Below are 22,974 nucleotides of genomic sequence, written 5' to 3' on the forward strand. Positions count from 1 at the left end.
ATCACCCCTTTGAGTTCTGCTTAAGTCCAGTGGACTCAGCCTCGGTAACCCGATCTTCAACAGCACGTGCGAAAGTCGACTCGCCAGCTTTCGCCGTGTAGCGAATGCGCACGATGATGTCAGTCAAGGAGGCGAGCATTTGCTTCTGAAGCGGGTTTTTTATCGGCCAGGGGAACTTCAACACCCAGCGAGAGACCACTCCCGTGTTTTCAAACGGATTCAACAAGCCTTCATCAGGCTTCATCGCGGTTATTCCGTTGGCGGAAAGGCCCGTCGACAAGGCGATCTGCTGCCCACTGCGTAGATTGATCTGGACATCGGAAGGCGCCACGGACTCCTCCGGATGGTGCAGATAGATCACGGACTGAAGCGACGCTTTTGTAGCAATCTTGCTGCCGACTTGCATCAAGGTGGCTCGCACGTCCTCGAACGGTCCCATCACGACAGGCAGGTCGACCTCGATCGAGCTGATTTGCCGACAGTAATGCCCGGGATGATCGCGATCGAACAGCAGTTGGGTGAGTTCGAACTCCAAGACCCCGGTGTCTTTCAACCCATCCCATGCATCTTTCCAGCTCTTCACGCCGGCTTGGGATTCAATCTTGTCCTCGAACAGACGGCGCAGGGAGACGGTCTTGATCAACTCCAATCGTCGCTCATAGCGCTGCAAGTATTCACGCTCCATGCGCAGCAGATATCCATGTAAATGCTCGCCTGCAGTCAGGCCGTGGCGGTTGTCCAGCCATACTTGAGGCAACGCAACCTGCGTGTCGTAGTCGCCGGTCTCGGCGCTTAACGCGGCCTGAGCGCTGAGACACAAACTGATCACCGCATCATAGGCTTGGTAATGCAGCGCCTTGAGCTGGCCCAGCAACCAGCCGAACAGTTCGGCATTGGTCGAGCGCTTCTTGATGAAGTTATAAACCGTCACCGCTTGGCTGTTGGCCCTCAGGGTTTGCTCCAGGGTGGTTTGCGCGGCTTGCAGGGAATGGGCCTGTGCGGTGATTTGCGCGTCGATCGCCCGAACCTCCGCTTGCGCCTGGTCCCGTTGCAATTGCCAATCTTCCCGGCGACGACGATAGCCCTCAGTCGTGGCCTGTTTATCCGCGCCGATCTGCATGACCGACGCGGCGGTTCCCAGCACGAAACTCACCGCATCAATAGCCTTGTCCAGACGATGGCCACCGTTGGCAAGACCAAATATGGTCGGGATGGCAGCTACTACCGCGGCAGCCGGTTTGAGAGACGCCCCGGCCAATTGCAGAGTTTTGGAAACCTGCAGCATTTCCATGACGCTGTATTCCGCCGACGAAATATTTTCGTCATAGCGTCGTGCATACTCCTCGGCTCGTTCTTGCGCCACGGCGCGACTTTGCTCCAACGCGACCATGCTTGCTTGTAGCTGGGCAATACTTTGCTCCTGAACGGTCCGAGCGTAAGCCCCCAATTCAACCAGATGACTTTGTTGCATTTCCTCCTGTTCGGCCCGATCACGCTGTTCAAGCAAGCGCAGCACCTGGCCCCCGTGGTCTTGCAAGCTTTGCACGGCGCGCAACGCCACCTCGAAGGTCGTACGCCAACGAAAGGCCCCCACCACCAGGCGTCCGCCCATGGGCCTTGTTCCTCCCACGCCACCGGCCGCCAGATCACGCAACAACTGGTTGGGGTCGGTAGGGGGGCTGAACAGCGGAATGTCCAGCGGCTTGCCATCCAGGGTCAGGTTGTTGCGAAGGTTGTACAGACGCTGACCGGGTAGCCCATACAGCTCGAGTAATTGCTCGTTCATCGGCAGCTTGAAGGGCTCGTTTGCCAGCAACCCCATCAAAGGCGCAGCCTCGGCGGCCGCCGGAAAGTCCGCCAGGCTGAACACCAGGTTTTTTTCAAACCGTTCCAGTGCCGGGCGCACGTTGGCTTTGTTCATCAGGTTTCCCACCGTCTCGGTTTCCCAACGGTTGACCGTCCGAACCACGGGAGCCTTTCCCATCAAAAACTGGGCCTGGACATAACAGAGCTTGGCCGCCACCAGACTGTCGCGGGTGAGCTGGCGGTAATACCAGTCCCCCCAAGCGATCAAGTTTTTGACGTACTCGGTGAACACCAGTATCTGGAAATGCCGAGGTGTCGAATAGCCAATGGCATCGGGATCGGTTGGCTCATCAATTTCAAATCCCGAGTTGCCGGGAACACTCAACGGCCGACAGCGCCAATACAAAGGCTTTGGTTTCTCAGCCGAAGACTCAGCGGGTGCTTGTGGATCGAACAGGTAATGCAACCATTTCTGCGCATCGAGAAAACGGTCCTCGGCACGCAACCGCGCCGCCACCAGGTGGGGCACATGAAAAAACAGCTCCCAGAAGAACAAGCCGTTGGCGCCGTTAAAAGCACCGTTGGGTTCCAGAAACTCAGTCGCCACCTGGGGAAGCGGCTCCTCTAGAAATTGCGTATCCCAATCCAATACCGCATCGACGGAAATATTGGAACGCTGCACCAACTCGGGACCAAACAGCGAGTTCAACCGAGTGTACTCAAGGTCCAGCCCAGTCTGGTTGAAAGAAAGAAATTGCGCCGCGTCCAAGGTGTTTTTATGAAGAGTCACGGGCTCGAAGCCGGTAACGTTTTTGATCGTCAGCGTAAATTTCTTACGCCCATGGCCGCCTGAGTCAGCGCCGAACAGAAAGACCGGATCCGGCCAGGAACCTTCCCTGCGACTGAATTCAAGCCATTCAGTACTCCAACCGCCAGCGATTGGGAACTCTTTTTCAATCGGCGCCGGATCTCCGCCAGCCGGACTTTGCAATGCCAATTTCAGGGTAACCTTATCGTCAGTCTTATTCCCTGTCGGCCTGCAATAACCCTGTACAAACAATTTGTCGTCACTACCGACGCGAAACGCCACAGCCTGCAAGCCCAAGTAAGGCGTCAAGGTGCCCGCTGGATCATCGGAAACCACCACGGCCGGTTGGTTCGCCAGCGGATGCTGGACCGTCTCGGCAGTCTTGAAGCGATGTTTGGCTGCCTCCTCCAACCAGCGGCCATCATCCGTGTCCACCGGACGAAACAACACGTCACGCACCGCAAAAATCTTCTTGGCACCAAAGGTCAGCATCACCCCGAGCCGACCTTTGGGATGCTGGCGATCAGCCCACAGGGTTGCAATCAGCCGGGCATCGGCTGGTGGGTCTCCGTCCTGCGTGGAATGATGCAGGCTCAGAGGCGCCGACCAGTTACCGTTCTGGGACATGAAAGAGACGTTGATGTCCAACCTGGGCGGCAACCCCTCGCCGCCTGCCTGCGCCGGAAGTGCGTCTTGCCATTGCGCCCATACGAGGCAAAGTCGACCGCTCCAGAACACCGGACGAATGTCCAGCACCGTCGTGGCAGGTGGAATATCCACAGGCTGCCATTCACTCCAAGCTGTTGGATTGATCGCGACACAGGAAGGAGAGAGTTCAACCTCAGCCTTACGCCAGAAGTATTGGAAAGGCGGTACCCGCTGCCGACCGACAAAGTAATAGTCGGTACGGTCAGGCGTAACGCCGTCCATATAGGCGCTGATCACATCCAGGTTGCAGATTTGCTCGAAGGACTGCAGGTAGTCTCTCAGAGCAAGCTGGACGGAATCGCTGCTGAGGCGTGTCTGGTTGAGGTTGTTCTCCAGGGTCTTGAACAGACTGGTCTTGCGCAGGCGAACAAAGGGGTTGATGAAGTTCTCCGGGTAAAGAGCGATCAGCTGCACCGCCGCCCAATCTGGATAGTTGCTATAAAGCTCCCATGTGGCCAGATCGCCCTTGTCGAACTCGACCTCTGCGTAGCCGGGCTCCAATTTCCGGTAAGCGGCATGAATGAACTGCTGGGCGCAACTGGCGGCTTCGCCGACCCAAGAGCTTTGCACCGGGTAGTTGTCCAATGGGTCCATGCGCAGCAATTCAAACAAGTCTGCCGGGGTTCGCACGAAACCATAGGCATCCCCTGCCGGTTTGATTTGACCAATGCAGTATTCGACCAGGGCGTTACGACGTTTTTCGAGCAGCTCACCCATATTGTTCGTTGCCATGATCGTCATTCCTCAGAAGCAAACGTAATGGGCTCGAAATGTGCCTGGGCTGAACTGGCTTCACTCAAGACACTGACGTTGAACGTTCCACCGGTCGGGCTGGAGACGAATACCCGCGTCTGCCCGTCCTCGTTGGTAAAGCCCTGCCGGGGCCGAATAAGCAGCGCCGTTTTTTGCGCAGAATCAACCGGTTCGGAGAACCATTGCACAAGGGCGTTTTTACCGAGGTTTGCGTAACGGTCTATCAGCGTGGCGTAAAGCTCGACTTCCTGGCCGTACGGCACTTCTGAGAGCGGCACCGGTGACTTGAGCCGTAGCGCAAAGGTGAGGGTTGAAACGTCGGCGACGAGATTGACGGTGGGTCCGTATTGCGGCTCAAACAGATCCACCCAAAATTGCGGGGTGTCCGTGCCCATCACTTTGCCCGGCGTAAACTCCATCTCGACCTTGCCGTCGGGGTCCGTTGCGGCGCTGCCTTGAAAGGTGCCCAGCGTGGCGCTCCAATTAATATGGACGCCGCTCAATGGTTCCCCGGAGCGGTCCTTCAACATGAGGGTGAAGATAATCTTCTCGTCATCTTTGTTAGGCACTGCCTCGGTGTTATCCACGGTAATGGTCAAGGTCGCGAGCTGCTTCAGATCCTCGCTGAACGTAACCGCGGGTGCATTGGACTCGGACATGCTGAGCAAGGCATGGTCGGCGGCTTCCTTGTAGGCCGACTTTTTCAATTCCTCTGGCAAAGTTCCTATCAGGAAAATCGTCAAGGCATCCATGCCCGTACGCGCAGCCAACTCCCGAACGCGCAACAGCCAATCCAGTTGGACCAGGTCTTTCAGGACTTTCTTGCTCGGTTCGATGCGGCTCACGCATTCACGCACCTCCTGGACGCTCCAGTTAAAGAATTCGGCCAGCCTGATCGACGATGCCTCTTGGGCCAATTTCAGTGCGGCTGTCCCTATTGACTCGAGACGCAATGCGTTGACCTCCCGCAGGTAATCGAGGAGCTTCTGGGGAGGCTGCTCGCTGAGCTCAAAGGCATGGGTGAGCGACGCCAGGTAATAAACTGTCCGAATCGTGAGCGCATACTTGTCGACTGACCCCGGCAGCCAGGCCATGTAGCCATACTCCAGATAGTCCTGCAAAAGCTCTTCGCCAAGCGCCAGTTTCTGCACCACCGCACCGCGACGGCGAATATCAGCCAGCAGAAAAAGCAAAGGGTCCGGTTGCACATTGCGCCAGGTATGAAAATCTTCGGTCTGCAAATCGACGTGCCCGAGCACCAGGCGCAGCAATTGATGCACTGTTGTATTGGCCCACGTCAGCAAATGAATCATTCGTCCCGAATCGACGCCTGCGTAAGCCGCCAGGCTCTCCTTGACCACCGATACCTGGTTCTCTCTGATCTGCAGCAGCACGCTGAGCATTGTCTCGACAATGGCAGGACGCTCGGGCTCAAACGCTTCGCCAAGGCCATCTCTCACCGCATCGTCGAGTTTTTCCCGTGCAAAGGCCAAGTAATCGGCCTCGGTTAGGGCAGAAGCGATCACCAACCCATCGGCATCGACCAGGACCGTCAGTAAATCCACCCAACTGCCACCCACCAGCGCGGGTACACCCGCCATCAAAAACGCCGAATCGGTGAATAGCGCGCCAGGCAATAAATTGAGTATTTGTTTGAAAAGCTCGCCTTCAGCGTTGGTGGCGGTCAAGACGCGTGGCGGCAAAAGCTGTTGCAGTATCCAACTCACTGGAATGTCGCGATCAGTACACCATTGCGTGCACTCTTGCATGGCATACAGCAGATTAAGCACATCAGGCATGCCGTCTGCCGAACCGATTCGAGGTACACCCGCGACGCCGTTGAGCCAAGCTTCCTCGCCCAACAACGACAGCAGCAGCACGCCTTCGACCGGCGTGATACCCAACAGCCTGGGAAACTTCACCAAACGGTAGAAGCTGGACAGGACCTGGGGGCTACGGGGCAGCTTGCCATCTTCGATGCCATAGGCCCCCGCAACGGCCTGAGCCAGGTAGGCATAGGTTTTCAGATCAATATTCAACGCGCTGCACAGTTGGGCGACTGTCAGGTCCAGCTCTTCGGGTTCGGGCAAGACCGCAAAGAGTCCTCCGTCAAGTTTCAAAGGCTCGCGGTAGTCATCCTGAAGGTTGAAGATCTGATCGAATTGCGAAAGCGTTTCACCGCGTCCGTAAATCGACAACGCGTCGATAAACACAGCAAAGTCGGGTGCGGTACACCCGTAACGTTCCCGTAGCGATTGAAACAGCCCCAGCGCGTGCTCGACTTGCGGGGTGATCCACCAGTCTTCTTTCGACTTTTCTTGCGACTCATCCCCACGCGCCTCGGCGTTGATCGCCGCCGCCAGCAGTGCGTCGACTTGCTCGCTCGGCAACGCCAGCCATTGGTCCAGACGCACCTTTCGGTTCATCCGGTCAAATCGCTTAAAGCCATCGACGACGTTGGGGTCCAGCGTCAGGCGATGAAGAAACGATTCGCTATCGGCGCTGCCGGTGATTTCCACAACCGGGAGCATATTGGCGTGGAGGTAAACCGAACCGGAGCGGTAACTTTCCGGCTCTTCTGCATTCGCTGTCGGATACACCGAGACGTTGGCGGAGCGAACGGGTGCGAAGCGGCGCACCGACAACAAGGCTTCGAGCCCAAGGGTGTCGAGTTTGGTTCGTTCGCCGAAGAATTGGACTTGGTTGAGGTTTTCATATTTATAGGTGTTATCAGTTCCGAAGTTCTCGGCATAAAAACTTTCCTTAACATCTAGGGCGGCTGGATCCTCCGTCAGCAACTTCCGTTGATAAGGGCCCAGCCGCGACGCATGGGCCAGGGCACGCCCCGCGTCGTTATCCCAAGCTTGAGGTTGCAAAAAATACGGAAACGAGCCATCCACCTTGTGGGCGAAATCCCCCACCGAAAGACCATGATGGCGTGTAACAGTGTCCACGGAGACCCAGTGCTGGTAATAAGGCAAACCATTGGGATAGCGCGCCTGAACCATGGCTTCTTCAAGATCCACGGAAGCTTTATCCTCGGAAGCTGGGTGTTCCTTAATGAAGGTCTCCAGCACCAAGAGGATGACATCCACCGCAGATACGGGGCGATGCACCGCATTGAAATCTACGCTCAGCCGTTTCAAATCCTTGCGTCGGTCGTGCAGAAGCATGGACTCCTCGTCTGAAACCGACTCGATCCGCTCTTCTATCCACTTCATCAGCTCGATCAGATAAGCCACCGGTGAAGTCAGCGACTCCAGCGCCTGTGGCGGGCACATGGCGTCGAATTTGGGTGTAAACAGTTCGTCAAAGCTGGGGCCCTTGACCATTGACAACAATCCGTCCCGCGCACCCGCCGCCCTCGTATCGGTCCCGATACCGTACAAGCTGTGTTCTATGAACTGACGGCGTACATACAGGGCCATGCTGTTGCACCGTCGTAAAAATCGGCGGGCATCATCAAGGGGCAAGTTAAATTCCCTCACCAGTCCTTGCGCGCCTTTTTCAACCAGCGGAAAGATCGAGCCCCCGTCCTCGATGTATTTGCCAAGTGCAGGGTATCGGACGAGTTGCTCCGGACTGAGAATCTGCTTCATCAGTTGCACGGCAGGTCGGGATTGCGCCATGGCCAGTTTCCTTGAGTCGAAAACGGTTTGTACGGCCCGACGAGTCGGCCAGGCCTTGCGTGGGTTGAATTACGCGCTAATAAACCCTGGTCGGCTACTGTCAGATCTGACAGTTCACAAGACCGCCCATCGGGCCAGGACTGCGGCGAGGACCGCATTACTTCACGTCGAAGCGCCCACTCTCAACCCAATCGGAAACCGTCGCGCCATCCGCATCGCTCGTGAGGGTCTGCTTGAATCGGCACCACTGGCCGCCGCTGACCAGCGTCTGCGTCGCCTCGCCCTGCCATTGGCCGGCAGTCACGCCAAGGGCCGCGGCCCAGTCCAGTTCGGGGTTGTACCAACTCACGACACGCCCGCTGCCCGCCCTGCCCCGGCCTTCGAACGTGACCGGGTTATCGACCCAACGTCCCGCCGCCGGCCTATCGATTGAAGGCAGGTAGGTCCCCAGTACCACCGCTCGCGGCGAGTCGGCGGACTCGAAACCCTCGCATTTCGCCACGGCCAGCAGCTCGTGGGCGCCGCCGGGTGTTTCGAGCGTTACGGTCACCGACCAAGTGCGGTCCTCCAGCACCGGGCCGCTCGCCAGCGCTGTGCGGCTGGCATCGTTCAACCTGACCGTCACGGTGTCCCCCGGTATGCCGAAGCCCGACACCACGACGTTGGAGCCAATGTGCTCGCCTGTGGCAGGGGTTTCGATGAAGGGTGCGGCAGGGACAATGTTATAAGTGAGCCACGAACTGAAGTCGGAGGTTTGCTCGTTTCCTTTCTCGTCTATAAAAAATTGCTTGGCCCGGACAGTGGTGCTGCCAATCGGCAAAGTCACTTCTGTTTTCCAATCGCCGATCGAGTTCACAAAGATGTTTTCACGTAACGGGTCGGCTTGGCCTTGTAGCCAGACGGTGACTCGCCCATTGGGTATACCGCGGCCTGACAACTCCGAGGTGCGCGGTAAGCTCCCGCCGGGCTGTGGTTTCACGAATTCCGGGGGCAGCAGCACCACGTTGAACACCCGTTGTTCACTGAGCTCCGATGATTGTCCATTTAATACTTGCTGCGCATGGATGAAATATTTACGGAACTCAAGTCCAGAGAGCTCGATGGACCACTCGCCGTCGGCGGTGAGCAACTTGGGCTCACCCAACGGCCTTCCGAACTGAACATCGTGCAGTTGCATCGTGGCCCCGACCATGCCGTTGTCCCCTCGGACGATCACATCGCGGCCCACCATATCGTCGGGACCGGGATAGGTGATCACCGGTTTGAGCATGGGCAGGGAAACCGAAAACACTTTGAAGATTTCTGGTGAGTCTTGTTCGGCGGCGGTCTGGATAAGCGTCGCGGTGTGAGAAATGTCTGGCTCGAACGGAGTATCGCGCCGGAAAGCCCAGCGACCATCGTTATCGTCATCGATGACTGTGTGCATAACACCGTCGTCATTGAACGTAAGCTTGAGCGTAGCACCCGACCAGCAAGTGCCGCTGAAGTTGGGCGAGAGGCCGTTATCCACCGGATCACCCATGCCGGGTGCCAGTGGAGGGATGGTGACCTCGACCTCGACCCAGTTGGGTGACCACTCTTCCGACAAAAACTGTTTGATATAGATTTTGCGCCTGAGCGTCGGTCCCCAGACTTCAGAGGCCGGGCTCCGCCACTTTTCGCCGGACACTTGAGCATCTGGGGCAACCTTGTTGGTGCCGCCAGGAACATCAACCAGTCTCACCATCGCGTCATTGAAACCTTTGCCTGAAAATTCCGGTCGATACTCCGGCGTGTAGGACACCTCGCTTACATCAGGCAAGCCCACATCAATGTAAAAGTAATAGGGTTCAGACTCGATCCAACCACTTGCTCTGTCGGGTACCTTTTGAATCGCCTGCAAGCGGTAGTTGCCAAACGGCCAATCGGTCGCTGTCGTTTCCCATTCCCCGTCCTTCACGTCCGCCAGTGGTGGGGGCCTGACAGTTGGGCCACTGTCTACCGTGATTTCGATGGTGGCACCGAAATAGCCGAGGCCTGAGAATTTAATGGTGGTGTTGGATGGATAGGTACTGATGCCGGACAACTTGGGAGGACGGATTTTGAACGCTCGGGCAGGGCTACGATCCGTTTCCTCCTGGCTATTTGCGAGGATCGCCACCACTGAAACTGGACCTGCCGGAATTATGACAGCACAAGTCCAGTCATCCAGTATCGTCAGGTTTGTCCCAAACAAATCCTCCCCGCCGTCCCTGAAAACTTTAACACTAAAACCTAAACGGCCCTTTATGCCCTTCAACCAAAAGTTCCTGTCTTGAACCGAACCGGCTGGCGGATCGGTAATTTCTGGCGGCGTGGATGAAACAACTTTTATAGCAATATTTTCTGCCCAGCCCGACTCCTGACCGTTCAGGGTCTGTTTGGCAGTGAAAGAGTGGTTACCCGTAGCCAATATATTGGTTAAGCGCGAAATAGAGAACTCGCCAAACTTATCAACCAATCTATCTAGATGAGGGACTATTTCACCCGTACCACTCACGTGGAGTTGTAGCTTTGCTCCGGGCACACCTGTACCAGAAAACGCTGGCCAGCGTCCAACTGTCGTATCTGGTTTAGGCTTTAGAATGACTGGCTTGGTCAACAGTGTTACGGTGACACTCGCCGCCTCATCCGAAGGCATACCATCAAGAACCTGCTTCGCGGTAATGCGGTTTGCCCCCGACAACAGCGGTTTGATTAAAGGCGCTGCCCAAATGCCACCCTTTACGTCGACAGGCTCGGATAATGCCTCCCCCGAATCGGCGCGGTAAACAGTGACTTTCGCCGAATTCGTGCCTGTACCTTCAAAATTTAGGGCTTGGTCGGGTAGCACCACAAGTCCACTCGTGGGCTTTGTAATTCGTGGAGGGGCGACATAACGCACCTCCACCGCTCCATACAGATCCCTATCCGGGCCATCATTTATATCGTATATCCAGTGAAAATTAACGACTGCTGAAATACCGTTACCCGTAGCTGCATGTGTCGAACCACTCATATCGTGCCATGCACCGTCTTGTATCCCTTTATCACCGATTAAGCTACTCCACCCCCCTTCGTTCACTGACTTAAGCCTAAGCTCTGCATTGCCGCTGTTGCGACTGTTACTTCTTGCTTTATACCGCAGAGGCTGCGCATAAAATTTCGACTCACTCGACCACCAACACCTCACCTCAAGGTCCGCCCATAAAGTTCCATCCTGAGCTCTGATGGTGTATTTTTTTCCGACTTCAGAATCGACATCTTCAATATCGCTGACAGACTTCATATTTGAACTCCACCGTTAATTATGTCGAGACGCCTTCAAAAACTGCGCCGCGCAAACGAGTTACGACTTACACCGTAAGCAACCAAATTGGAATAATTTGGACATGTAATTCTTCGCATCACTCTTAATGTTCGGATCTCATTTTTTATCAAAAATCACGACAAAATTGATGGAGCGTTCAATTAATAAACGCCAAATGCTCTATCTCGACACCTGTCAACTTTGACAGTCCCGACCAACGGCCCTACCACCTTTGTAGGAATCCCCCGAACCTGGCTACACCTCCTTGCGCAACGGACTACAGATCCGCCAGAATCCGCCGACTTGTGCACCTTGGCCTTGCCCCGTAACGTGATTCGCGTCGCTGACAACTCAGCGATCGGGTTTAGTCGCTCGGCGGTAGATACGATGTGCACAAGCGTCATCCAGTCGGGCTCCCCTGCCCCGCACTTGATGGTGGCTGTTCGCAGGGCGCCCTCGGGCGCGCCGGATTTCGTGTCTCCGCCGGTCGACTAACCTGCGTCCAGCCGCCACCCACATTCGTTTAGTCGCGAACAAGGTGGCAGCACCATTAACGGAGACCGACCATGATCAAACCAACCCCAAATCCCCCAAAACCCGCCCCACGTCCCACCCGCAAAACCCTCGACGAGCAAAAACTCGACAAAGCCGCACAAAAAGCCCTGGACCATTACCTAAAACCCAACGCTAGGCAAGCCGGACAAGACCCCACGCCAGTTGGACTATTTCATCGTCGCCCCCGATGCGGACCCCGAAGGCCTGCTGGCGCACACGTACGAAACCTTCTGCTCGGTGAGCACGTTGATCCTGGATTTATCGGAAGACCTGGAAGGCGCCCCGCGCAACCTGGCCCTGGCGATTCACCAGATGGGCGAGATGGGGGTGTTGTTGCTGGAGAAGTTGATGGATGGCGAAGCGAAGGTGCAGCGTTGAGGGCGGCGTGAGCGGCGCAATGAATTAGACGCCAGCGCTGTGGCGAGGGAGCTTGCTCCCGCTCGGCTGCGAAGCAGCCGGAAAACTGGCGAATGCAGTAACTGTTGCTCCGCATTCAGGCGTTTTGGGGCCGCTTCGCGACCCAGCGGGAGCAAGCTCCCTCGCCACGGAGTTATGGGTAACTTTGAACTATTGGGCGTCTTTGAGACTAGAGCTGCCCAGTAAAAACCAAGGCCCACGCGATATCTACATCGGATAGAAGCTGATGTAGATATCGGCGACGCACTCACATTTTCTGCATCCCGGCGACGTCCATCGCAGGCCGAAATTGGCTTCAAGCGTAATGTGGAAATTCTTCCACCTCATATTTACTGTCAGGTATCTTTCCCGCGTCAACGTTAGCCACCACGAGCCACTTGCGAACATCTATAAAGTTAGTATTTATGCATCGACAGGACAGTTTATTTCGTCACATCCCAAGCCCCCGTCATATTAATATCGTTGCGCGGCCACGCCTGGTCATATATCCAATTAAAATGTATAACCGCCGTTCGATTATTACCTTGCACAGAAACAGTGTGTCCAAACTCGTGCCATTTTCCGTCTTGAATCCCGCTGCCTGTCAACTGCCTCCAGCCGGTGTCGCCAGCTGAAACAAGCGCCAACTTAATATTACCTTCTGAGCGGCCATTATTCGAGGCTATATAGTTAATGGTTCTAACAGTAAACATAGTGCCATTCTCCGACCACGAATACTCCAAACTTAGTTGCGCCCATTGACCGTCTCGTTCCGCTTCCACTATTACTGCTTTTGGGGTCTTATCAACATTCATGACTGCACCTCGTTTTAACGAACATATTGCCCGGCAGCACTCGCAGGGCAATGTTTGATTAAGAAGTAACAGAGCGCGCCCCTATGGGCTCCTGAACATCTCTATTAGCCATATAACGACTGGGACGTGGTACCAATAAACGTCGGAACCAATTGCCGCGCACCTGTCAACTCCGACAGTCCCGACCAACGGTCCTACCACCTTTGTAGGAATGCCCCGAACCTGACTACACCTCCTTGCGCAATGGACTACAGATCCGCCAGAATCCGCCGACTTGTGCACCTTGGCCTTGCCCCGTAACGTGATTCGCGTCGCTGACACCTCAGCGATCGGGTTTAGTCGCTCGGGGTATGTCATCAGGTGCATTGCGCTTCCATCAGTCAGGTTTCCTACCCTGCACTCGATGGTGGCTGTGCGCAGGGCGCTTCGGCGCGCCGGTTTTTGGTGACACTTCCCCGGTCGACTAACCTGCGTACAGCCGCCACCCCTCGTTTAGTCGCGAGGAGGTCAAGGCATCACTGGAAGGAAGTTCACCATGATCAAACCAACCCCAAATCCCCCAAAACCCGCCCCACGCTCCACCCGCAAAACCCTCGACGAGCAAAAGCTCGACAAAGCCGCGCAAAAAGCCCTGGACCATTACCTGAAGCCCAACGCCGGCAAGCCGGACAAAACCCCACGCCAATTGGACTATTTCATCGTCGCCCCCGATGCCGACCCCGAAGGCCTGCTGGCGCACACGTACGAAACCTTCTGCTCGGTGAGCACGTTGATCCTGGATTTATCGGAAGACCTGGAAGGCGCCCCGCGCAACCTGGCCCTGGCGATTCACCAGATGGGCGAGATGGGGGTGTTGTTGCTGGAGAAGTTGATGGATGGCGAGGCGAAGGTGCAGCGTTGAGAGCGGCGTGAGCAACGCGTTGAGTTAGACGTCCTTGTGGCGAGGGGATTTATCCCCGCTGGGCTGCGCAGCAGCCCCAAAAGCAACAACTTCGACCTTACTGGCACACCGAGTTGTTTGGTTTGGGGGCTGCTGCGCAGCCCAGCGGGGATAAATCCCCTCGCCACAGAACCAAGCTCACGTTGCCACAGCGCTGCTGTCGACGACGCGGGGGGACTCCCTCGCCACGGGTTATGGGGCGGTTTTGAGCTGGGGGCATCCAGTAAAAAATCGGGGCTTCAGGCCGAGGCCGACACCGGATGGAAGCTGAAATACTGCCGTAACGCGCTCACCAAAACGCCATATTCCGGTGACGCCCGGAGCAGGCTGAAGCCGGCGTCGAAGTGTTGGGGCGTCACATCTTCGTGGCACCACAGGCAGTTGGCTCTCAGCAGGATATGTTGCTGCGGCCCTTCGTCGGCAGGTATTTTCAGGCAGAGGTCAAAATTTGCGCCCACCATCAACGGCAAATGGCTGATGAGCATCAGGCCGTTTTCAGACACATTACCCAGGAACCCGATAGGGTTCTGGTTGGTGCCATTGAAGACCTGGAGGAAATACGGCAATTGATGCCGTTCAATTCGACGTCCTTTGTACATGGCTTGCATCGCTTTTCTGGACAGCCGTGTGCACGGCCATCGGTCGATTCGGAACGAGCCTGAGTCAGCTCGCTCTCCCCGATCCCGGTGCCAGACGCATCCAAGCATGCTGGCCAACTTCTGCCGGTCACAGGTGACGCTTCAAATTGAAACCCAGGAACCTATTCATACCTTGTACAAATATAGCCCAAGCATGGACAAGGGCCAGCCGAATGCGAGACCTGTTATCGGTCGACAAGCGGCTCGGTCCAAAGGTTTCAATTCAACGCAATCAGAATGACGTAGGGCGAATCGCCGCAGCGCTGCGGGTCGGGTAATGGCCCAGGCTCTGCAGGGTTTCGAGCCGTGCGCGGGCGCGGTAAGCGTATTCGCTGTTGGGGTACTGTGCGAGGATGAACTGGTAGGTTTGCGCCGCGTCGACGAACAGCTTTTGCCGTTCCAGGCATTGGCCGCGCATCATCGAGACTTCCGGCTGCATGTAGCGGCGAGCGCGGCTGGCGCGGTCGACCTTGGACAGCTCGAGCATGACCTGGTCGCAGTCGCCCCGCTCGTAGGCCGTGTAGGCGAGGTTCATGTGGTGGTTCATCGACCAACGGGTGCAGCCCGTGATACTCAGGGCCAGGGCAATAAAAAGCACGAATCGCATGGGGAGGTTCTCCTGTCTTGAGTTCTTTATCGACCTGGGTGGAAAAATCTTCAACCTGAAAGCTCAGCTAGGCAGTGCTCTTGTGGCGAGGGGATTTATCCCCGCTGGGCTGGGGAGCAGCCCCCAAGCCAACCCCTGGGTGTGTCAGGCTAATGTGCATTTGCCATTTTAGGGCTGCTTCGCAGCCCAGCGGGGATAAATCCCCTCGCCACAGAAGGAATGTGAAAGTCGTAGAGGCGCAAAAATTTTCAGGAATGTTCATTTCGAAAAAGAAACGAATAAGTAGTGCACTTGAACAATGACTACACCCAAAGACCATAGTAGCCTTCGCTGGCGCTTGAACTTGAGGAGTCCTGCATGTCCGTCCGTCGCACCAAAATCGTCGCTACCCTTGGCCCGGCCAGTAATTCGCCGGAAGTTCTCGAACAGCTGATTCTGGCTGGCCTGGACGTTGCCCGCCTGAACTTCTCCCACGGCACCCCCGACGAGCACAAGGCTCGTGCCAAGCTGGTGCGCGACCTCGCCGCCAAGCACGGCCGCTTCGTTGCCCTGCTGGGCGACTTGCAAGGCCCGAAGATCCGCATCGCGAAATTCGCCAACAAGCGCATCGAATTGAAGATTGGTGACAAGTTCACCTTCTCCACCAGTCACCCGCTGACCGAAGGCAACCAGCAAGTGGTCGGCATCGACTACCCGGACCTGGTCAAGGATTGCGGCGTGGGCGACGAGCTGCTGCTCGACGACGGCCGCGTGGTGATGCGCGTCGAAACCGCCACCGCTACCGAACTGCACTGCGTCGTGACCATCGGCGGCCCGCTGTCGGACCATAAAGGCATCAACCGTCGCGGTGGCGGCCTGACCGCCCCGGCCCTGACCGAGAAAGACAAGGCCGACATCAAGCTGGCCGCGGAAATGGAAGTCGATTACCTGGCCGTGTCCTTCCCCCGTGATGCGGCGGACATGGAACACGCCCGTCAACTGCGCGACGAAGCCGGCGGCACTGCCTGGCTGGTGGCCAAGATCGAACGCGCCGAAGCCGTGGCCGACGATGAAACCCTCGACGGCCTGATCAAGGCGTCCGACGCCGTGATGGTGGCCCGTGGCGACCTGGGCGTTGAAATCGGCGACGCCGAGCTGGTGGGCATCCAGAAGAAGATCATCCTGCACGCACGCCGCCACAACAAAGCGGTGATCGTCGCGACCCAGATGATGGAGTCGATGATCCAGAACCCGATGCCGACCCGCGCCGAAGTGTCCGACGTAGCCAACGCCGTATTGGACTACACCGACGCGGTGATGCTCTCGGCGGAAAGCGCCGCCGGCCTCTACCCGCTCGAAGCGGTGCAGGCCATGGCGCGCATTTGCATCGGCGCCGAGAAGCACCCGACCGGCAAGACCTCCAGCCACCGCATCGGCAAGGAATTCAGCCGCTGCGACGAAAGCATCGCCCTGGCGACCATGTACACCGCCAACCACTTCCCGGGCGTGAAGGCGATCATCGCTTTGACCGAAAGTGGCTACACCCCGCTGATCATGTCGCGCATCCGCTCCTCGGTGCCGATCTACGCCTTCACCCCGCACCGCGAAGCCCAGGCGCGCGCAGCGATGTTCCGTGGCGTGTACACGATTCCGTTCGACCCGGCTTCGCTGGAGCCGCACGAAGTCAGCCAGAAAGCCATCGATGAACTGACCAAGCGCGGCGTCGTGGAAAAAGGCGACTGGGTCATCCTGACCAAGGGCGACAGCTACCACACCACCGGCGGCACCAACGGGATGAAGATCCTGCACGTTGGCGACCCGATGGTTTGATGATCGGTTGCTGAAAACAAAAGCCCCGCCATGTGAATGGCGGGGCTTTTTGGTTTGTGCTTTGGGGAATGCAGTGTTTGGGCTGGCGCTTTCGCGAGCAAGCTCGCTCCCATAGGGGTTCTGTGTACGCCGCAAATCCAATGTGGGAGCGAGCTTGCTCGCGATGACGATCTGTCAGACGCCGCCATTCCCACGCGTAAGAAACACATCCGCCAGCAACTGATTACGCGGCAACCCAGCCAGGTACAAACGCTTGGCAAACGCCTCGACCCAATCCGGATGGCCACAGGCCAACGCCTGGGTCTGACGCGAAGCCAGGCGCAACTGCGCGAGTGCGCCTGGGGCCTCGGCAGCCGTCAGCAGCTCGACGCTCAGGTTCGGATACTTGGCCGCCAACGCCTGCAGGGGTTTATTCAAGTAGTGCCCAGCGGCATCGCGGGCCACATGAATCAACCGAATCGCCCCTTGATGCTGCTGGCGCAACGCTTCGCGCAAGATACCGAACAGCGGCCCCAGCCCCGTGCCGGAGGCCAGCAGCCACAGCGGCCTTGCATGCCAATCGGGATCGTAATGCAGCGCGCCGCCACGCAACTCACCGAGGCGGATCGGGTCGCCGGCCTTGAGTTGTCGCACCGCATCGACGAATTGCCCTGGCGCGCGACAATCGAGGTGAAACTCCAGGAAGCGGTCGTCCTCGGGCAGGCTCGCCAGGGAATACGGCCGGGCCACGTCGCCGGCCCACAGCACCAGATGTTGTCCGGCCCGATAGCGCAACGGTCGCTGCGGCGTAATGCGCAGGCGCAGCACGTCGGCGCCGAGCCAATCCAGCGCCGCCACCTCGGCGGCCTGGCCGTCGCGCCGTGGGTCGAAGGTGTGGATCTGCACGTCTTCGATGACCTGGCATTGGCATGCCAGCCGCCAACCTTGATCACGCTGCGCCGGGGTCAGCGCATCGGGACGGTTGTCACGCACATCGCCGCTCACGCATTGCACCAGGCACGCATGGCAACTGCCGGCACGGCAACTGTAGGGCACCGGCACGCCGGACTGGTTGAGCGCGTCCAGCAAGTTATCGCCCGCCGCCACCGTCCATTGTCGGTCGGCGACTTTCAACTCAGGCATCGACATTCTCCCAAGCGGCGGCACACCGATTGCGGCCATCGCGCTTGGCACGGTACAAGGCCTGGTCGGCGCGCTGCAAGGCGCTGTCCAGGTCATCGCCCATTTCCAGCATCGTCATGCCCACCGACAGGCTGAGGCTGCCCACGCGCAATTCGGTCAACTGAACCTCGGTGAACGCCAGCCGCAAGCGCTCGCAACAGGCCGTCAGGCGTGCGGGATCGCAGGCGGGCAGCAGCATGACGAATTCTTCGCCGCCGTATCGGGCCAGCACGTCACCTTCGCGCAGGCAGGCCGTGGCGACGCCGGCGAAGGCCTGGAGCACCTGATCCCCTGCCGCGTGGCCATGCAGATCGTTGATGCGCTTGAAATGGTCCAGGTCGATCAAGGCCAGGCCATGGGCGATGCCGGGCCTGAGGGTATTGAGTTCGCGGCTTGCCAGGCGCAGGAAATGCCGGCGATTGAACAGGCCGGTGAGTTCGTCGGTGGCGACCAGGTCTTCAAGCTGGCGCATCATGCCGCGCAACGTGTCCTGGTGCGCCTGCAAGGCGAACCGGCGCTGGCGCATGCGTTGGCGCGAAGTCTGGACGTAGCGGGCATACAGGACCAGCCAGACCAGCACGATGAACAGCACGCACACTTGCAAGCCGGCCAGCGTCGGGTCGGGAAGCCGGAAGAAATAACCGTCCCACAGCGTGATGCCGGTGAAGCTGATGAACACCAGCGTCGCGCAGCGCACAAAGGCCCGCCGCGTGAGATGAAAAAGCCCGAACAGCAGGATCAGCACATAAAACACCAGGAACACGCCGCGAGCCTGGTCCAGGTGCGCCATCATCCAGGTCTGCCAGCCGAGGCCGATCCAGACCTGTATTTCCGTGAGGCTGGGGTCGGCGAACCGCAGGTTGCGGTCGGTGATGAACAACGCGAACAACCCGCCCTGGCACAGCACCACCAACAAGGTGCCGATGATGACGCCACGCAATGAGTCGAGATAATGGCCACTGAAAAACGCCAGCCACAGCAACACCAGCGCCAGCGCATAGGTCGTGGCTGCGAGGGCGAAACGTTTAAGCAGAAGACGTTGAATGGCGTTATGGGTCAATCGGTGACTCACCATGGGAAAGGAGACTGACAGAGGTGTCCTACGCTATAGGCCAGACGCCACTTTAGTGGCGTGCTCGACAAATGACCATTCAATTCTGAAGCAGAAAAATGGCGTCAAAGCAATGGCCCAGATTGACGCATCTGCCGGCTCCGCCGATCCCCCTGTGGCGAGGGGATTTATCCCCGCTGGGCTGCGGAGCAGCCCTGAAAACCAGTCACCTCGGAGTGTCAGGGTGTTCGCCTTCAGTCATTTTAGGGCTGCTTCGCAGCCCAGCGGGGATAAATCCCCTCGCCACAGATAAATCCCCTCGCCACAAAGGCAGCTCGCTCCCACAGGCCCCCAGCCTGCGATATACTGCCGCGCCTTTTTAGCGTCGCGCCAGCATGCCCGGCGTGCCTTGACCTGGGGTCAGCTCCAAGCTCCAAGCTTCAAGCGGCAAGTTCCGAGCAGTACGCGTACTGCTTCAGCTTGCCACTTGAAGCTTGCCGCTTGAAGCTGCCTCATAAAATGTTCCCGTCTTTAGAGAGGAGCGCGACTCATGACCGTGATCAAGCAAGACGACCTGATTCAGAGCGTTGCCGACGCCCTGCAGTTCATTTCCTATTACCACCCCGTGGATTTCATCCAGGCGATGCACGAGGCCTACCTGCGCGAAGAATCGCCGGCGGCCCGTGATTCCATGGCGCAGATCCTGATCAACTCGCGCATGTGCGCCACCGGCCATCGGCCGATCTGCCAGGACACCGGCATCGTGACCGTGTTCGTGCGCGTGGGCATGGACGTGCGTTGGGATGGCGCGACCATGAGCCTGGACGACATGATCAACGAGGGCGTGCGTCGCGCCTACAACCTGCCGGAAAACGTCCTGCGTGCATCGATCCTCGCCGACCCGGCAGGCGCGCGCAAAAACACCAAGGACAACACCCCGGCGGTCATCCACTACTCCATCGTCCCGGGCAACACCGTGGAAGTGGACGTGGCGGCCAAGGGCGGCGGTTCCGAGAACAAGTCGAAGATGGCCATGCTCAACCCGTCCGACTCCATCGTCGACTGGGTCCTGAAGACCGTTCCGACCATGGGCGCCGGCTGGTGCCCACCGGGCATGCTCGGCATCGGCATCGGCGGTACCGCCGAGAAAGCCGCGGTGATGGCCAAGGAAGTCTTGATGGAATCCATCGACATCCATGAGCTCAAGGCCCGCGGCCCGCAGAACCGTATCGAAGAGATGCGCCTGGAGCTGTTCGAGAAGGTCAACCAACTGGGCATCGGCGCCCAGGGCCTGGGTGGCCTGACCACCGTGCTCGACGTGAAGATCATGGACTACCCGACCCACGCCGCCTCGCTGCCGGTGTGCATGATCCCCAACTGCGCCGCCACCCGTCACGCCCACTTCGTGCTCGACGGTTCCGGCCCGGCCTCGCTGGAAGCGCCACCGCTGGACGCCTACCCGGAAATCGTCTGGGAAGCCGGCCCGTCGGCCCGTCGCGTGGACCTCGACACCCTGACCCCGGAAGACGTGCAGAGCTGGAAGCCGGGCGAAACCGTGCTGCTCAACGGCAAGATGCTCACCGGTCGCGATGCGGCGCACAAGCGCATGGTGGAAATGCTGAACAAGGGCGAAACCTTGCCGGTGGACCTCAAGGGGCGCTTCATCTACTACGTCGGCCCGGTCGATCCGGTCGGTGACGAAGTGGTGGGCCCAGCCGGCCCGACCACCGCCACGCGGATGGACAAGTTCACCCGCCAGATCCTCGAGCAGACCGGCTTGTTGGGCATGATCGGCAAATCCGAGCGCGGCCCGACCGCCATCGAAGCGATCAAGGACAACAAGGCCGTCTACCTGATGGCCGTCGGCGGCGCCGCTTACCTGGTGGCCCAGGCAATCAAGAAATCCAAGGTCCTGGCGTTCGCCGAACTGGGGATGGAAGCGATCTACGAGTTCGAGGTCAAGGACATGCCCGTGACCGTCGCCGTGGACAGCAAAGGCGAGTCGGTGCACATCACAGGCCCGGCGATCTGGCAGCAGAAGATCAGCGAGAGCCTGGCGGTGGAAGTGCAATAACAGGCACTCCAGCGCTGTGAAAAAGGCCGGTGGGCGGCAAACCCACCGGCCTTTTTTCATGCCCGCAGCAAAAACCTGTGGGAGCGAGCTTGCTCGCGATAGCGTTGGATCATTCAGCATGGACGTTGACTGACACACCGCTATCGCGAGCAAGCTCGCTCCCACAAAAGGCATGCGCACAGCCATTCATCGGCCAAACCCGCCCACCTGTAAGATCTGACAGGTTACATCCCCGCTCCCCCTTGGCATCCTCATCCTGGCCAGGAATCAGCCCTGGCGCTGATCAAAGGGATAAACGTCCATGGCAGAGCAAGCGCCCCTACAGATCATCACACCCTCCATTGCTCGGCAGCGCGTCGATCGCGACTATTGGCAACAGCCTCGGCCCGGTGGGCACGCGGGGCGCCGCCTCGTTTGAATTGCCGCTGCCGGTGTCGAGCGCTCGTTACCTGACGCCGGCCATGACCCTTCAGTACAACAGCCAGAGCGGCAATGGCCCGTTTGGCATCGGCATGCAGTTGCCGATCCCCAGCATTGCGCGCAAGACCAGTAAAGGCGTGCCGCATTACCTCGAAGACGATGTCATGGTCGGTCCCGACGGGGTGGATCGTTGGGCCGACCACGGGGCGCATGTCACGCGCATGCTTCCAGGGCGTAGCGATATGACCTACACGGTGGTGCGCTATTACCCCAGGCTGGAAAGCGCATTCGAAATCCATGAGCTGTGGATGCCCGACGGCGGCCAGCCGCCGTTCTGGCGCGTACAAGGTAGCGACGGGAATTTGTATTGCTATGGGCACAGCGGCGAGTCGCGCATTGCTGATCCGGAAAATCCGCTACGCATTGCCGAATGGCTGCTCTTGGAAGAAGTCAGCCCGCTGGGCGAGCACATCTACTACGAATACACCGCCGATCCCGCCGAGTCCGAAGATGACCACGACTACAGCGCCCAGCGCTACCTGCGCCGGGTGTGCTATGGCAATGCCACGGCCAGCGAAACCTTTTATTGTTTCGAGGAAGAGAACCCCGCCAACCTGCCCTGGCACTTCCATCTGTTGTTCGACTACGGCCAGCGCACCGTCCAGCTCGATGAAAAGCCGGCCTGGACTGCCGACGACGAAGCCGCCTGGCAAACGCGCACCGACCCGCTCCACGCGTACCGATACGGTTTCGAAGTCGGCACACGGCGCTTGTGTCATCAAGTATTGATGTTCCACCACTTCCCCGCCGACGCCGACACCGAACCCGCGCTGGTGCGACGGTTGCTATTGGAATACACCACTACCGAGCTGCGCTATAGCACATTGACCGCTGCCCATTATCAAGATTGGGACGCGGACGGCCGGGTCGAAAACAGCCCGCCCGTCGAACTGCATTACAGCGACTTCGAGCCGAACCTGGAACCCAAGACATTCTTCGCCCTCGAGACAATGCCCGCCCTGGAAGATGGCGTTCGCTATCAATGCGTCGACCTGTATGGCGAAGGCGTCCCAGGCTTCTTGTGCCGCTACACCAATGGCTGGTATTACCGCGAACCCGAGCGCGCCACGACCGGCGACAGTGAAGAAATCGGTTACGGTGCCTGGTCGCTTCTTCCCAGCATTCCGATCGCCGCCGAAAACCCGGGAGTCATGCAACTGCTCACCGACCTGACTGGCAGCGGCCGCCTCAATTGGGTCATCGCCCAGCCCGGCATGAACGGCTTCTACACGCTGAACCCTGACCGCAGCTGGTCGACCTTCACCGACTTCAAGCGTTTCCCCACGGAGTTCGTGCACCCCGCCGCGCAATTGAGCGACCTGACTGGCGACGGCTTGCGCTCGCTGGCCATGATCGGCCCGAAAAGCGTGCGACTCTACGCCAACCTTCGTGAACTAGGCTTCGCCGCACGGCGTTGACGTTCCCCATGAACCGGAC

13 protein-coding genes are annotated in these 22,974 nt (G+C 58.4%); 5 read left to right on the plus strand and 8 right to left on the minus strand.

Going from position 1 to position 22,974, the window contains the following annotated elements; translation table 11 throughout:
- Window position 1 precedes the first annotated feature (1 nt).
- From AB4N42_RS25900 to AB4N42_RS25910, 3 genes are all read right to left on the minus strand, one after another.
- Window positions 2-4,054 carry a Tc toxin subunit A-related protein gene (locus tag AB4N42_RS25900; protein ID WP_460115535.1) on the minus strand — a complete coding sequence of 1,351 codons (4,053 nt, stop codon included), beginning with the start codon at window positions 4,052-4,054 and terminating at the stop codon, window positions 2-4.
- A gap of 5 nt (window positions 4,055-4,059) precedes the next feature.
- Window positions 4,060-7,704 carry a Tc toxin subunit A gene (locus AB4N42_RS25905; protein ID WP_460115536.1) on the minus strand — a complete coding sequence of 1,215 codons (3,645 nt, stop codon included), beginning with the start codon at window positions 7,702-7,704 and terminating at the stop codon, window positions 4,060-4,062.
- Between the two features lie 157 nt (window positions 7,705-7,861).
- Complete coding sequence (locus AB4N42_RS25910; protein ID WP_460115537.1) at window positions 7,862-10,990, minus strand: hypothetical protein; 3,129 nt, start codon at window positions 10,988-10,990, stop codon at window positions 7,862-7,864.
- Between the two features lie 738 nt (window positions 10,991-11,728).
- Between AB4N42_RS25910 and AB4N42_RS25915 the strand changes: the two genes are divergently transcribed.
- Complete coding sequence (locus AB4N42_RS25915; RefSeq protein WP_309475713.1) at window positions 11,729-11,944, plus strand: DUF6124 family protein; 216 nt, start codon at window positions 11,729-11,731, stop codon at window positions 11,942-11,944.
- 461 nt (window positions 11,945-12,405) lie between these two features.
- On the opposite strand, the gene AB4N42_RS25920 is transcribed toward AB4N42_RS25915, so the two are convergent.
- On the minus strand, window positions 12,406-12,777 hold the full coding sequence (locus AB4N42_RS25920) for a hypothetical protein (protein ID WP_030140838.1): 372 nt from the start codon (window positions 12,775-12,777) through the stop codon (window positions 12,406-12,408).
- Window positions 12,778-13,312: 535 nt separating this feature from the next.
- Here AB4N42_RS25920 and AB4N42_RS25925 point away from each other — a divergent pair.
- On the plus strand, window positions 13,313-13,678 hold the full coding sequence (locus AB4N42_RS25925; protein WP_460115538.1) for a DUF6124 family protein: 366 nt from the start codon (window positions 13,313-13,315) through the stop codon (window positions 13,676-13,678).
- Window positions 13,679-13,956: 278 nt separating this feature from the next.
- Here AB4N42_RS25925 and AB4N42_RS25930 read toward each other — a convergent pair whose 3' ends face one another.
- Both AB4N42_RS25930 and AB4N42_RS25935 read right to left on the minus strand, forming a co-directional pair.
- Window positions 13,957-14,316 (minus strand): PilZ domain-containing protein, encoded by a 360-nt coding sequence (locus AB4N42_RS25930; RefSeq protein WP_323155568.1) that lies wholly within the window; start codon window positions 14,314-14,316, stop codon window positions 13,957-13,959.
- Window positions 14,317-14,587: 271 nt separating this feature from the next.
- The gene (locus AB4N42_RS25935) at window positions 14,588-14,962 is read right to left on the minus strand and encodes a tetratricopeptide repeat protein (protein WP_030140841.1); all 375 of its coding nucleotides are present in this window, start codon (window positions 14,960-14,962) and stop codon (window positions 14,588-14,590) included.
- Window positions 14,963-15,319: 357 nt separating this feature from the next.
- Here AB4N42_RS25935 and pyk point away from each other — a divergent pair, with 357 nt between their 5' ends.
- Window positions 15,320-16,771: a pyruvate kinase gene (gene pyk / locus AB4N42_RS25940; RefSeq protein WP_460115539.1), complete on the plus strand. Its 1,452-nt coding sequence runs from the start codon at window positions 15,320-15,322 to the stop codon at window positions 16,769-16,771.
- Window positions 16,772-16,945: 174 nt separating this feature from the next.
- On the opposite strand, the gene AB4N42_RS25945 is transcribed toward pyk, so the two are convergent.
- On the minus strand, window positions 16,946-17,893 hold the full coding sequence (locus tag AB4N42_RS25945; protein ID WP_217861356.1) for an iron-sulfur-binding ferredoxin reductase: 948 nt from the start codon (window positions 17,891-17,893) through the stop codon (window positions 16,946-16,948).
- A complete protein-coding gene (locus AB4N42_RS25950; RefSeq protein ID WP_030140844.1) occupies window positions 17,886-18,992 on the minus strand; it encodes a GGDEF domain-containing protein in 1,107 nt (368 codons plus the stop codon). Before AB4N42_RS25950 ends, AB4N42_RS25945 begins: the two co-directional genes overlap by 8 nt.
- A 541-nt stretch (window positions 18,993-19,533) precedes the next feature.
- On the opposite strand from AB4N42_RS25950, the gene AB4N42_RS25955 reads away from it, so the two are divergent.
- Together AB4N42_RS25955 and AB4N42_RS25960 are read left to right on the plus strand one after the other, a co-directional pair.
- Window positions 19,534-21,057 (plus strand): fumarate hydratase, encoded by a 1,524-nt coding sequence (locus tag AB4N42_RS25955; RefSeq protein WP_217861355.1) that lies wholly within the window; start codon window positions 19,534-19,536, stop codon window positions 21,055-21,057.
- A gap of 341 nt (window positions 21,058-21,398) precedes the next feature.
- A complete protein-coding gene (locus tag AB4N42_RS25960; protein ID WP_460115540.1) occupies window positions 21,399-22,955 on the plus strand; it encodes a SpvB/TcaC N-terminal domain-containing protein in 1,557 nt (518 codons plus the stop codon).
- The last annotated feature ends 19 nt before the right edge of the window (window positions 22,956-22,974 follow it).

The organism is Pseudomonas sp. H2_D02 (genome assembly GCF_054677635.1).

Excerpts from the sequence above, each read along its gene's own strand:
- pyk (WP_460115539.1), top strand. The coding sequence starts at position 15,320 with ATGTCCGTCCGTCGCACCAAAATCGTCGCTACCCTTGGCCCGGCCAGT.
- AB4N42_RS25925 (WP_460115538.1), top strand. The coding sequence starts at position 13,313 with ATGATCAAACCAACCCCAAATCCCCCAAAACCCGCCCCACGCTCCACC.
- AB4N42_RS25905 (WP_460115536.1), bottom strand. The coding sequence starts at position 7,704 with ATGGCGCAATCCCGACCTGCCGTGCAACTGATGAAGCAGATTCTCAGT.
- AB4N42_RS25955 (WP_217861355.1), top strand. The coding sequence starts at position 19,534 with ATGACCGTGATCAAGCAAGACGACCTGATTCAGAGCGTTGCCGACGCC.
- AB4N42_RS25945 (WP_217861356.1), bottom strand. The coding sequence starts at position 17,893 with ATGCCTGAGTTGAAAGTCGCCGACCGACAATGGACGGTGGCGGCGGGC.
- AB4N42_RS25935 (WP_030140841.1), bottom strand. The coding sequence starts at position 14,962 with ATGCGATTCGTGCTTTTTATTGCCCTGGCCCTGAGTATCACGGGCTGC.
- AB4N42_RS25910 (WP_460115537.1), bottom strand. The coding sequence starts at position 10,990 with ATGAAGTCTGTCAGCGATATTGAAGATGTCGATTCTGAAGTCGGAAAA.
- AB4N42_RS25900 (WP_460115535.1), bottom strand. The coding sequence starts at position 4,054 with ATGGCAACGAACAATATGGGTGAGCTGCTCGAAAAACGTCGTAACGCC.
- AB4N42_RS25930 (WP_323155568.1), bottom strand. The coding sequence starts at position 14,316 with ATGTACAAAGGACGTCGAATTGAACGGCATCAATTGCCGTATTTCCTC.
- AB4N42_RS25920 (WP_030140838.1), bottom strand. The coding sequence starts at position 12,777 with ATGAATGTTGATAAGACCCCAAAAGCAGTAATAGTGGAAGCGGAACGA.